Origin of the sequence: Streptomyces sp. NPDC001027, from assembly GCF_040299045.1 — a bacterium.
In the GTDB taxonomy this organism is placed as follows: domain Bacteria; phylum Actinomycetota; class Actinomycetes; order Streptomycetales; family Streptomycetaceae; genus Streptomyces.
This window is the reverse complement of the sequence record NZ_JBEPBI010000048.1, coordinates 37,334-48,619: the sequence shown is the minus strand read 5'-3', so window position 1 is coordinate 48,619 and position 11,286 is coordinate 37,334. Positions and strand designations below refer to the sequence as shown.

The window sequence follows — 11,286 nt, the reverse complement described above, 5'->3', positions numbered from 1 at the left end:
CTCCGTGAGCCGTTGGGCGAGAGCTTCGACAAGCCCGCGGAGCTCATCCGGGCGTTCGACGACGAAGGGCCGGTCCAGCGAGGCGAGTACAGCAGGCAGCCAGTCGAGCCGGTCCACACGCAGTTCGACGCGGAACCAGCGCTCGGTCTGCGGATCTGCGCCGTGCGGGCACGCCAGTTCCTCCACGATCGCGACGCCGGCGGGAAGCCGGGTGCGGATGTGCTCGGCCGTTCCCTGGATCCGGAGGGTCACCTCATGCTGGTACGAGGCAGTGGCGAACCCGGTCAGGACGCGCACCGCCGGGTCGAGTCCGGCGGGTGGTTCGAACGAGCCGGGCAAGGCCCTCACACCGGTGATGCGATCCAACCGGAACGTCCGGTCCTGGCCGGACGTGAGATCCGCAGCCGTTACGTACCACCGGCCCGAGTGGGCGACGAGCCCGTGCGGGTGCAGTGTGCGTTCGCTGCGCCGGCCGTCGGCGGCGGTGTACCGGATCGAGATCGGCCGGTGATGGTTCACGGCGTCGGCGATCGGGAGCAGGACCGTGGAATCCGGGGCGGCTGTCTCACCGGGCGGGGTCGTGAAGGCAAGGGAGCCGAGCACGGCGTCGAGTGTGAGGCGCAGCCGCTCGGGCAGCACTCGCCGGATCTTGGCCGCCGCTGTCTCGCTCGCCGCACCCGCGGCCGTCATCAGGCCTGCCCGCCGGCCCGCGAGCAGGCCGAGCAGCACGGCGAGCGCTTCGTCGTCGCTCAGCATGAGCGGAGGCATGCGGTAGCCGGGGGCGAGCCGGTAGCCGCCGTGGCGGCCGCGCACCGATTCGACGGGCACGTCGAGGTCGAGGAGGTGGTTGACGTAGCGCCGCACGGTGCGTTCGTCGACGCCGAGCCGGTCGGCGAGTTCGGTGACGGTCCGGATGCCTCCCGACTGCAGAAGCTCCAGCAGGGTGAGCACGCGGGCAATAGGGCGAGGCATGCCCTGAAGTCTTCCAAATATACCGGGCGGGTTCCGCCCGGTATTCGTCGTAGCGTGCGACCAGAAGAACCGACCTGCACCGATCTGCCAGGAGAAGACTCATGGATTTTGTCTCTGTCCGCATCATCACGGGCGACGTCGCCCGTCTCGTCGAGTTCTACGAGCGTGCCACCGGCGTATCCGCCACCTGGTCCACCGAGGACTTTGCTGAGCTCAGGACCGCCTCGGCCACCCTCGCGATCGGCAGTGCCCGTACGGTCCCTCTGTTCGCGCCCGGCTCCGCCCGCCCGGCCGACAACCACAGCGTCATCGTTGAGTTCCTTGTCGACGACGTGGACAGCGTGCACCAGAACCTGATCGGTTTCGTGGAGGACTTCGTCAACGAGCCCACCACGATGCCTTGGGGCAATCGCGCACTCCTGTTCCGCGATCCCGACGGCAACCTCGTCAACTTCTTCACCCCTGTCACGCCGGCCGCCATTGAGAAGTTCGCTCGCTGAGAACTACACGGCCGCCCGGCAGGCACACGGCTTCGGCATCGAGCCGACTTCGCTGGCAAACGGTCCGGGCTCGTTGTCACTCAACACCCGGATCGGCCCGTCGGGTGTCACGTCACGTGGTGCCCCGCGCCCGCCCGCCGTACTCGTTCAGGCAGTGGAGGTCGTGGTGGTCCTCGGGCTCGTGCAGCACCAGCGGGCCTTCGGCGCCGTACGCTGCGGCGGCATCGAGCAGGCCGGCCTGCTGCAGGGCGGCCAGCATGTGGGCGGGTTCAGGCAGCTCGTTGGCAGCGCAGGGCGGCGTCGGCGGCCGGGACGTACGTCCTCCCGGTGGTGGCGGGCAGCTGCGCGATGCGTTCCCACTCTGCGACTTCGGCGGGGCCGCGTTCGCCGTCGCCCAGGCCCTCGCGGTCGCGGCCGAGGTGCTGATGCAGCCGGGCGCCCTTGAGCGCGGCCGTGGCCTCAGTGGCGGTCATGCCGGTGGCGCGCCGTCGAACCGAGCTGCCGCCGGCCTCCGCCCGGTCGACGGTTGGCGGGGAGCGGCCGCGCCGGGCGCGGGAGCGCAGGAACGGCGACCGGATCGAGGCTCAGGGGTGCTCGCACGGGCCTCTCAATCGTCACGGAAAGGACGCGATATCGGGCGCCGCGTCTCGGGTGCGGCGGCCACAGATGAGCCGAGACTCAGTAGTTGTCACCGGCAGAGCCGGAGACGGGGCGAATGAGACCGAATGAAGCAGCACCTTGCTGTCGTCGAAGCTCAGCGGCGCCGAGGTGCGCGGCTCGACCGCTGGGACGGGTGCGATACCGGCCAGCTCGTCCAGCGAGACGCCGTACTCCTTCGCCAGCCGCAGCACCACCTCCAGGGTGGGCTTGCGCCGGCCGGCCTCGATCCGCGACAACGTGCTCGGTGAGATGCCCGTCGCGCGCAGCTGATACCGGCGAGCGTGGCGCCGTGCTGCTCGCGCGCGGCTCGCAGCCTGGGCCCCGTCGCCGCCAACGTGCCGTCCACCTCGTCGACTGCCACCGTGACCGTTCCTCCCGACCGCACTGCTCCACCGTCTGCCCTGCGAGTTTGCCAGGATGGCAAGGTCGATCGCATCGGGTGGGCGCCGCGCCGCATGATCGATGAATAGTCGCGTCTGCCCGCCAACCGAGGAGAAGCCCCCCATGCAATCCGAGCCGACCGCCGAACTCCGCCACCGCACCGTCGAGGCCCCGGCCGGACGCCTGCACCTGGTCGAGCAGGGCACGGGCCCGCTGGTCCTGCTCGTGCACGGCTTTCCCGAGTCCTGGTACTCCTGGCGCCGCCAGATCCCGGCCCTCGCCGCGGCCGGTTACCGGGTGGCGGCGATCGACGTGCGAGGCTACGGCCGTTCTTCCAAGCCGGAGGCGACCGGCGCCTACCGGATGCTCGACCTGGTGGAGGACAACGTTGCCGTCGTGCACGCCCTCGGCGAGGAGAACGCGGTGGTCGTCGGCCACGACTGGGGTTCCAACATCGCCTCCGCCTCCGCCCTGCTCCACCCCGAGGTCTTCCGCGCCGTCGGCCTGCTGAGCGTTCCCTACGCGCCGCCCGGCGGCCCCCGCCCCACCGACGTCTTCGGCCAGATCGGCGGCCCTGAGCAGGAGTTCTACGTCTCCTACTTCCAGGAGCCGGGCCGCGCCGAAGCGGAGATCGAGCCCGACGTCCGAGGGTGGCTCGCGGGCTTCTACGCGGCCCTGTCCGCCGACACCATGCCCGCCCAGGACGAACCCGACCCGCACTTCGTTGCGCGCGCCGGCGGCCGGCTGCGCGACCGCTTCCCCACGGGGGTCCTCCCGGCCTGGCTGAGCAAGGACGACCTCGACGTCTACGCCGGCGAGTTCGAGCGCACAGGGATCACCAGCGCACTCAACCGCTACCGCAACATGGACCGAGACTGGGAAGACCTCGCCCCGCACCGCGGAGCCCCGATCAAGCAGCCCGCCCTGTTCATCGGGGGCGCCCTGGACGCCTCCACCACCTGGATGGCCGACGCCATCGACGCCTACCCCACCACCCTCCCCGCCCTGGCCGCCTCCCACCTCTTGGACGGCTGCGGCCACTGGATCCAGCAGGAACGCCCCGATGAGGTCAACAGCCTGCTGACCGACTGGCTCGCCACCATCCACGGCTGAACCGGGCGGGCTACCCGGGCACCCTGGCGGTTCGTTCGGGGTGGGCGGCGGTGACGCAGCGCGTGGCGGTCTGCCCGGTGATGCCGAACATCCGCATCAGCCCGAGCGGGTCGGCGATTCCGGCCGCTTCAAGGAACGGAAGGCGCCGCCGGTACTCGGCGACGGCGGGACGGGGCCGCATCCTGCACCCGTAGTCAGCGCTTCTGTCCCGCGCCTCAGACGAGCAGCACTCGGCGTCGTACCGATCGGCGCCGAGCCGATGCCCGAAGCCATGCCACCACTGCGCGGTAGATGGCTTCGGCTGGTCAGGCGCCGGAAGGAGCTACGCGCTCCGGGTCAGCAGACCGGCGTCGATGACCTCAGCGATAAGGGTGGCGCCGCGGCTGTTCTGGTGGATGTGGTCGGTCGTGAGGACGAGACCTCGCCGCCGCGAGATCGTGTCGAGGCTGCGGCGCAGCACTGCGTGCTGGACGAGGACGCCGACGCCCGCTGCGGGCGTCACCTCCCGGTAGGAAATCGGCGGCGGGTCCACTTGGCGCAGTTCCTCGATCTGGCGTTCGTGGAGCGGCAGGTAGGCCACCTCGTCGGTGGCGGCGACCTCGGCGATCATCCGGCTGTACGCCTGCGATGCCTGTGCCGCTGCTGCGTCGAGTTGTTGGCCGAGTACCGGTAGCGACAGCAGACCGATCGTCGCGTCGGTCTCCGCTCGCAGCCGTGCGACGACGGCTCCCAGGCACTGTTGGAACCAGCCTGCCGACGGGCGATCGGGGAGCTTTTTGCGCTTCATGGCCTGCTCGACGGGGTAGCCGGCAAGGCTCGCTCGGGCGTCGTTGGTCCCGATCAACACGGTGATCACATCGGGTGGGTTCGTGACGACAGCGTCGAGGCGCTGCATGAGTTTGTAGGCGAAGTCGCCGTTGGCGCCGAAACGGGCAAGCTGCACGTCGCCGGGAGGGAGGCGTCGTCCGAGAAGTTCCAGGTAGTCGACGCTGAACTGCGCGCGGGTGAGGCTGTCGCCCAGGCACGCGATGCGTGTCGTCACGGCGCTTCCTCAGGGCTGGGCATGCCGACGCGTTCGATCGGGCGGGTGCGGGTGCCGGTCCGAGGACGGTGGTCGGTGCCGAGGGGCGCAGTGATGGCCAGGATGGACGTCGACCCCTCCATGTCGACCACGTGCCAAACACCGGCCGGGTTGATGGTGGCCTCGCCCGGCCCGAGCAGAACGTGGTCCTGCAGCCCGTCCACGTCGCGAGTGACCGTCACGGACCCGCTGAGGCAAACGACCAGCTCGTCGCCTGCAGGGTGGCTCTCCCAATGGTCGCCGAGCCCGTCGCCGTCGAAGATCATCACCATCCGTCCCTCGGCGCCGTCTGCCGCGACCGCGGCGCTGTAGGCCTGGAGCGCCTCCGGGTCCCAAGTGAATCCCTCGACGGGCTTCGCTCTCGATCCCAGTCCGAGATGCACGGGGGTGGTCCGCAGGTCCACGGCATTGCGTTCGTGGTTGACGAGTCTCATGCCGACGATCGTCCACGACAGCGATCGGGCGGTCTTGAAGAAAAGGGAAGTGAAGCCGACGCGAAGGGCGCACGGTTGGCGGCTACCCCGCTCCGAGGAGGACTTCGCCGCGACGCCAGGCCGTCGGCGATCGGCCCGTGAACTCGCGCCAGTCCCGGACGAGATGGGCCTGGTCGGCGTAGCCGGAGACGGATGCCACATCGCCCCACGGGAGCGCGTCCTGCGCCGCCGCCAGCTCGTGCGCGTGCTCGAAGCGCAGGACTCGGGCGACGGTCTTCGGCGACAGGCCCACCTCACCGCGAAACCGCTCGGTGAGGTACCGACGGCTCCAGCCGAGTTCCGCGGCGACCGCACCGACCCGGACGCAACCCCGCGCGGCGACGAGACGGCGCCACGCCTCGGCCACCTCGGGGCGCAGCCGACGCACAGGGTCGCCACTGGCGCCACGGCCGACAGCTCGAAGGAGCAATTCGTCCAGCGCGGTGAACCGCGCCGCCCATGTCGTCGCCGATCGGAGCCGGTCGACCAGCTCGACGGCAAGCGCTCCGAGAAGCTCGTCAAGTGGGACCAGCCGGCGGGCGAGCTCGGCGGACGGCATGCCGTAGATCGCACGGGCCCCGAGCGGTGTCAGCGATACCCGGACACCTTGCTGGCGTCCGTCGTGGTGAACCGCGACGGACCGGCACATCAGACCGCCGGCCACGCTGCCGAATCGAGTGACCGGTGACCCGTCGTCAACGCCCGCCGCCACCTCCAATGGATCTGACAGGCTGATCACCGCGTTGAGCGCGCGGCCCGGCGGGCCGCAATGCACCCCCGTCGGAAACCCGCGGAGGTCGAAGCCGACATAGGAGTCGACGTACTCCCGCAAGACAGGCGCCGGACGTGCACCGATCCCGGTGGCCGTGTGGTTCAGCAGCGGTGCACTGTACGTCTCCCGCCGTCCTTCGGCGAATTCGTACGGGATGTTGCGCCGGTTCTCGTCAAAGAACCGCTGAGGGTCCCGATCCACCACTACAACTCCCTAACTCCCCTGACATGCACCGCAGTTACCCGTGCGCAGGCTACAGGTGGGGTCTGTCTGACAGACCCCGTACACCCTCGCAGGCAGCGGCGAGTTCAACGGGACGGTGTCCACGACGCCGTCGCCAGCGACGCCGCGACCGGCATCTTGTGGCTCCACCCTCGCACCGCCACCGCTCTCGGCACCCGACAACAATCGGCAGCGGCTGGTAAGCGCCCCTGTGGCCCCGAGACATGGCGATCCACACGACACCCGCCCCGGGGCGGTATGTTGCGACCTGGGTTCGCTCCAGTAGCAAGATTCCCCGCCGCCAGGCGCACGGACGGTCGGCAGGGCCAATTCGCCTGCCGAGCCCTGGTCAACGCCCGCTTCTCCGAGATCTGCACCCTGCGACCTCGTCGCCTCAACGAAGGAACTCGCTCCTTGTTCCCCATACGCGACGCCCGGCGACGCCTCGCCGCGGCCGTCACCGTCGTCCTCGCCCTCACCGCCACCGGCGCCGCCCTGCCCTCACCCGCGACGGCCGCGCCCGCCGTCGGCCTCACGGCCACGGGGGCCGCGGACCAGTCGGTCGTCGCCTTCCCGAAGGGGAACGTCATCACCGGGGCCACCGCCTCGGGCTACCTGACCTACAACCCGGCCACCGGCCGAAGCTGGCTTCCCGCCGCGGGCGGCGCCGCGACGAAATGGCCGTCGAGCTTCACCGTCCTGGGCACCGGGTCCGGCGACCTCGTCGCCACGTACGCCGCCCCCGCCAACACCACCGGCATGATCACGGACATGGCGACCGGATCGGTCGTCTACTCCTACTACCCCGGCCCCTCCGCCTCCGGGGTCACCTTCGCGGGCGCCGCCGGCGTCTGCCTCTTCACCACGCTGGACAACGCCGCGGGCGGCAAGACGCTCCGAATGCACACCAACGACATGCCGCTGCGCACGGTGACCGGCCTTCCGGACACGGCCACCGAGGTGAAGGTCGTGCCCGCCACCGCCGCCCACGCCCAGGTGACCTACGCCACCGGCGCCGGCACGGACACACAGCGCTTCCTCGGTCTCCTCGACCTTGCCGCCGGCACCGTGACCGAGACCTACGAGCTGCCGGCCGCCGACGTGAGCACGGACATCGCGCTCTCGCCGACGCGCGTGGCGTGGGTCGAGTACGACCCCACGTCCGACGCGGCGTACGAGGCGACGGTGGCCGTCACCGACCGCTCCACCGGAACGCGGCAGCACATCCCCGTGGGCAAGGTGCGGTCCAAGAGCGTGGAGATCGGCCTGCAGGGCGACTGGGTGACGTACGGCGACCGAAGCGCCCTGGACGCCGACGGCACCTACTCCTCGGACGCGCTGACCGCGTACGACCTGACGAGCGGCGCCACCCGCAAGCTCCTCGACCACCTCACCTCCGCCGCCACCGCCCCCGACGGCACACTCTTCGCGCGCGGCGGCACGGTCGCCGGCAACGAGGGCGTGTACCGGATCGCGCCCGGCCAGGACGGCCTGCCGGCCGCGACCCTGGTCGCCGGCACCGGCGAGTCCACCCGGGTCACGCTGACCGGCTCCGACGTCCCCGCCGCGATCGACCTAGATCCACGCGGCGGCGACGCGGCGATGGCATGGAAGCTGTCCCGGAACAACGTCTTCGTGACCGTCACGCTGCGGCACGTCCGCACGGGCAAGACCGTCACCGCGTACTTCACGCGCCCCCTGCAGTCCTCCGTCACCTTCAACTGGGACGGCGAACTGGGGTGGCCGGAGCGAGGCAACGCCTACAACGGCGCCTACACCTGGACGCTCGTCGCCAAGCCCCTCAACGGCATCGGCCCCGACCTCACGTCTTCAGGCACGTTCACGGTCACACGCACCGCCAAGCCGCACGACTTCGACGACAACGGCGCGCCGAACGTGCTCGCACGAGACAGCGCCGGGCGTCTGTGGAGCAGCGACACCTACTACGACCCCTACAACCCCGGGCAGTTGGCGGAGCACGAGAGAAGGCTCATCGGCCCGGGCTGGAGCATCTACAACCAGATCGAGGCCGTCGGCAACGTGGGCGGCTCCCAGCACGCCGACCTGATCGCCCGTGACGGCAGCGGTGTGCTGTGGCTGTACCTCGGCACCGGCGCCGGCGGCTTCTCGAGCCGCACGAGAATCGGCGGCGGCTGGCAGACCTACAACAAGATCACCGGCGGCGCCGACTACACCGGGGACGGCCGGGCCGACCTGCTCGCCACCGACGCTTCCGGGGTGCTCTGGCTCTACAGGGGCACCGGCAACCACGCCGCTCCGTTCGCGACCCGGACGAAGCTCGGCGGCGGCTGGGGCCCCTACAACAAGATCACCGCTGTGGGGAACGTCGGCGGCACCGCCGCGGGCGACCTCGTCGCCCGGGACGCCGGCGGTGTGCTGTGGCTGTACCTCGGACACGGCAACGGCACCTTCGCCTCACGCGTCAGGATCGGCAGCGGCTGGAACGTCTACAGCGACCTCGTCGGCATCGGCGACGCCGACCACGACGGCCGACCCGACCTGCTCGCATACGACAAGAGACAGAACATGACGTACCTCTACCGCGGCACCGGCAACTCGTCGGCACCATTCGCGACGCGGATGAACTACTCCCCCAACAACCCAACCGTCGCCTACAACCGCCTGGCATGACACATGCGTGATCGCCGCGCAGCCCGTGTCCAGAGTTGAGGTTCAAGGCCCGACCATCGGGCCTTGAACCCGTCGATGCAGGGACCGCCTCCCCCGGCCGCGGAACCGGGAGCGGGATCTACGCTGGGCGCTCCTTCCGCCCTGTCCGAGGAGTAGCGTGCCGCCGGCCTTCGTCCACCAAATCACCAAATACGCACCTGCCGACCGCGACGAGCACGGCCGCTACACCGGCGCCGAGGACGCGGTCAGCGACCATGGACCTGTCGAAGCGGCGTATCTGGCGGCGATCGCCGCCTTCGCGGAGGCATCAGGCATCGACCGGTTGGAGATCCGCGAGCCTGCGATCACCGGCTTCGTCCAGTTCGGTGTGGAGGCGCCGGTTGAGGGGCACGGCCTCGACGGGCTCTTCCCGCCCGACCTGACCGGCTACCACGACGGGGCCGAGGTCTCTCTTCCGGTCGCCCTGGAACTGGTCCGGGCCATGCTCCGGGACCAAGGCGCTTGGTGCCGACTGGAGGTGGGGGATTTGTTCACCGTGCATGTCGGGTGGGACCAGTATGTGTACGTGGGCAGCGACCGGCCCTGTGCGGACGCGGTGGCCCGTACACGGGAACTCGGCCTCTTTCCGGAACCGCTTACCGCCTCGCCCTACGCGGCCGAGGCCGACGAAGCGGAAGTGACGGAACCAGCCGACGAGCACTTCTGGACACGCGTGAACGCCGCGCTGGCCTCACGACATGCACTGCTCCTCGAGGAAGGCTACGTCCGCAACGCCGCACGCTGGCACCGAATCACACCGGAGAACCTCGACACCGTGCGCGCCGACCTCGGGCCGCGCGCCCTGCTGACGGTCTGGCCCGACCTGACCCCGAACGTCGGCGCCGTCCTCGCCGCAATGCCCCAGGAGGAATCCATCGACTTCGTCTGGGAGGCACAGAACGGGACGATCAGTCACACGATCGTCGACGGCACCGACTACCAGGCGCTCAGCGCCCACGTGGCCAGTGCCCGTGCCGCCTGCGCCCTCCCCCTGGCGCTCGCCGAACGCCACCCGCTGCTCTGTGCCGCCCTCCCAGACAGCGACGGCGTACTGCGCGCCCGGTGGTGACCGGTTCGCATGCCACGCGAACCAGCAGGCCCTGTCCATCGACGACCGACACACCCTGGGGTGCCGCCGGCGGGCGTTCCATGCCAGTCATGCCATGCCGTGCCAGCGGCCGCATCGTGAGCCCTCGGCATCGGTGACATGCGAGTCGGCGCGCCTCGCCACCCAGATTGACCTGCACAGGCGGCGATGCTCTGTCTCGCCCCACCGGTCGCACGTCGTCGTCGGATCAGAGGAGTTCGGGCTGCGGTTCGCGTCGCGGTTCCGGGTGGGCCGGCACGGCCGTCAGTTCCGACTGCCTTCGTCTCTCCCGTCACCGGCGACACCACGGACGACGACGTGACTTTGTCGGCCACCCAGTCCAGTGCGTTCACCGCGGTGACGTACCAGTTCCGGATCGGCGACGGCGTCAACCGGGAGTCCATTCCCGTCACCTACGTGACGAAGAACGGCTCCTCTCTCTCCTCCTGGCCGCTCTCCTTCTCCTCTTCCGCCAACCCGGCCGACCTCACCTGGGCGGCGACGAGCCAGCTCACCGACGACGGCCCGGTGCAGGTAAGGGCGCTGTTCACCGACGGCGCCCACACCTACGGCACCGACCCGGCGACGGTCACCGTCGACCGCAAGGCCGAAAACGCGCCCAGCAACCCGATCGGTCCGGGCACGGTCAACCTGCTCACCGGGAACTTCGCCCTGGACGCCACGGACGCCGGCGCATTCGGCGCCTCAGTCACCCGTACCCTCTCCTCCCGTGACCCGCTCGCCGGGGCGGGCCAGCCCGGCCAGGTCGCCGTCTTCGGTCCCAACTGGACGTCGGGCATCACCGCGTCGGCCTCCGAGTGGACGTACGTGAAGAAGACGTCGACCACCTGCCAGCTCGTCGCCGACCTGCCGGGCCACGACCGGCCCTGCAGCCTGCCGCACGCGGCGAGAATGTGCTTGTAGTCGGGCGGGAGGATGGTCTCCTTTCACGACCGACGTGCGGTGCGGGACCACCATTACGGCCCATCCGCCCACTTGTCCGGACGTCCGCGCAGCCGAGGCTCGCCCATCGGGGAGCTGCTCGCTCATCCGCACAAGGCCCGTTCGGCGGGGGCGAGTTCGTCCCGCTCGGCCCTGACCTCCGCCAACTGCTGGCCCAGCTGTTCTTCGAGTTCGTCCGGCTCCGCACGCCGTGCGGTGATCCGTATCAGCCGTTCGGGATCCAGCATGCCCCAGACAGTGGGCGGCCACTCAACCGCGGCGGGCGGGAACCGGACGGCTGGGTACCAGTTTCTGCCGTCGACCGCATACGCAGGACGGCTCTGGCGTTGTTGCATAGCAGCCTTTTGATCTTCGACTTCAGGCCGGCGAAG

13 protein-coding genes and 1 pseudogene are annotated in these 11,286 nt (G+C 70.1%); 5 read left to right on the top strand and 9 right to left on the bottom strand.

All coding sequences use genetic code 11. The annotated features are described in order from the left end of the window. Window positions 1-972, bottom strand: a 972-nt coding sequence (locus ABT300_RS16405) for a helix-turn-helix transcriptional regulator (protein ID WP_351675769.1), incomplete at its 3' end; no start/stop codon positions are given. A gap of 101 nt (window positions 973-1,073) precedes the next feature. Between ABT300_RS16405 and ABT300_RS16400 the strand changes: the two genes are divergently transcribed. Next, complete coding sequence (locus ABT300_RS16400; RefSeq protein WP_351675767.1) at window positions 1,074-1,472, top strand: VOC family protein; 399 nt, start codon at window positions 1,074-1,076, stop codon at window positions 1,470-1,472. A 112-nt stretch (window positions 1,473-1,584) separates the two neighbouring features. Here ABT300_RS16400 and ABT300_RS16395 read toward each other — a convergent pair whose 3' ends face one another. The 3 genes and pseudogenes from ABT300_RS16395 to ABT300_RS16385 all read right to left on the bottom strand — a co-directional run. After that, entirely contained in the window at window positions 1,585-1,731 is a 147-nt protein-coding gene (locus tag ABT300_RS16395) for a hypothetical protein (protein ID WP_351675765.1), read from the bottom strand. Window positions 1,732-1,741: 10 nt separating this feature from the next. After that, window positions 1,742-1,945 (bottom strand): hypothetical protein, encoded by a 204-nt coding sequence (locus tag ABT300_RS16390; RefSeq protein WP_351675763.1) that lies wholly within the window; start codon window positions 1,943-1,945, stop codon window positions 1,742-1,744. Between the two features lie 255 nt (window positions 1,946-2,200). Next, window positions 2,201-2,493, bottom strand: a pseudogene (locus ABT300_RS16385) (helix-turn-helix domain-containing protein); the annotation flags it as partial. A 143-nt stretch (window positions 2,494-2,636) separates the two neighbouring features. Here ABT300_RS16385 and ABT300_RS16380 point away from each other — a divergent pair. Next, window positions 2,637-3,626, top strand: coding sequence for an alpha/beta fold hydrolase (locus ABT300_RS16380; RefSeq protein WP_351675761.1), 990 nt, complete (start codon window positions 2,637-2,639; stop codon window positions 3,624-3,626). Window positions 3,627-3,636: 10 nt separating this feature from the next. On the opposite strand, the gene ABT300_RS16375 is transcribed toward ABT300_RS16380, so the two are convergent. The 4 genes from ABT300_RS16375 to ABT300_RS16360 form a co-directional block, all read right to left on the bottom strand. After that, window positions 3,637-3,807: a hypothetical protein gene (locus ABT300_RS16375; RefSeq protein WP_351675759.1), complete on the bottom strand. Its 171-nt coding sequence runs from the start codon at window positions 3,805-3,807 to the stop codon at window positions 3,637-3,639. 141 nt (window positions 3,808-3,948) lie between these two features. Continuing rightward, the gene (locus tag ABT300_RS16370; protein WP_351675757.1) at window positions 3,949-4,668 is read right to left on the bottom strand and encodes an SGNH/GDSL hydrolase family protein; all 720 of its coding nucleotides are present in this window, start codon (window positions 4,666-4,668) and stop codon (window positions 3,949-3,951) included. Beyond that, entirely contained in the window at window positions 4,665-5,141 is a 477-nt protein-coding gene (locus ABT300_RS16365; RefSeq protein WP_351675754.1) for a cupin domain-containing protein, read from the bottom strand. The genes ABT300_RS16370 and ABT300_RS16365 overlap by 4 nt, the downstream gene beginning before the upstream one ends. Window positions 5,142-5,223: 82 nt before the next feature. Continuing rightward, complete coding sequence (locus ABT300_RS16360; RefSeq protein WP_351675777.1) at window positions 5,224-6,060, bottom strand: AraC family transcriptional regulator; 837 nt, start codon at window positions 6,058-6,060, stop codon at window positions 5,224-5,226. Between the two features lie 528 nt (window positions 6,061-6,588). Here ABT300_RS16360 and ABT300_RS16355 point away from each other — a divergent pair. The 3 genes from ABT300_RS16355 (at window position 6,589) to ABT300_RS16345 (ending at window position 10,876) form a co-directional block, all read left to right on the top strand. Next, on the top strand, window positions 6,589-8,826 hold the full coding sequence (locus tag ABT300_RS16355) for an FG-GAP-like repeat-containing protein (protein WP_351675752.1): 2,238 nt from the start codon (window positions 6,589-6,591) through the stop codon (window positions 8,824-8,826). Window positions 8,827-8,983: 157 nt separating this feature from the next. Then, window positions 8,984-9,934, top strand: a complete 951-nt coding sequence (locus ABT300_RS16350; RefSeq protein WP_351675750.1) for an RNA-binding protein — start codon at window positions 8,984-8,986, stop codon at window positions 9,932-9,934. Between the two features lie 336 nt (window positions 9,935-10,270). Then, entirely contained in the window at window positions 10,271-10,876 is a 606-nt protein-coding gene (locus tag ABT300_RS16345) for a hypothetical protein (RefSeq protein ID WP_351675748.1), read from the top strand. Between the two features lie 122 nt (window positions 10,877-10,998). Here the strand turns inward: ABT300_RS16345 and ABT300_RS16340 are convergent, their stop codons facing one another. Beyond that, window positions 10,999-11,142 (bottom strand): hypothetical protein, encoded by a 144-nt coding sequence (locus ABT300_RS16340; RefSeq protein ID WP_351675746.1) that lies wholly within the window; start codon window positions 11,140-11,142, stop codon window positions 10,999-11,001. Between the last annotated feature and the right edge of the window lie 144 nt (window positions 11,143-11,286).